At 66.1% G+C, this 304-nt stretch carries 1 protein-coding gene; it reads left to right on the top strand.

All coding sequences use genetic code 11. The features are described 5' to 3' along the window. Positions 1-62: 62 nt before the first annotated feature. Positions 63-304, top strand: a 242-nt coding sequence (locus tag BK665_RS34685; protein ID WP_221179289.1) for a Cif family virulence factor, incomplete at its 3' end; no start/stop codon positions are given.

Genomic DNA, 304 nt, shown 5'->3' with positions numbered 1-304 from the left:
GAGAGGGCCAGCACGGCGGAAAGCATGGCGATGAGTCGTTTCATGGTGAAGAGGCCTTTTCAATGCAGAAGAAAGACGGGCGGCACGGCGCCGCGCATGCCCATCATTGTGCATGCATCGGCCAGGCGCATGACAGGGCCATCGAACGGCACAATACGCGGCTGGGTTGCAACCACCGACACTTCGCCATGCCCCGAACCCCGCTGCGCGCGGCCGCCCTGGCCGGTTCCCCCGACGATCTGGAAGCCGCGTTCTACGACGCCCTGCAAGCCGGCGACGTGGAGCGCGTGATGGCCTGCTGGGC

It is taken from the genome of Pseudomonas frederiksbergensis, assembly GCF_003732665.1.
Lineage (GTDB): Bacteria > Pseudomonadota > Gammaproteobacteria > Pseudomonadales > Pseudomonadaceae > Aquipseudomonas > Aquipseudomonas frederiksbergensis_G.
This window is presented reverse-complemented; position numbering and strand designations above follow the sequence as displayed.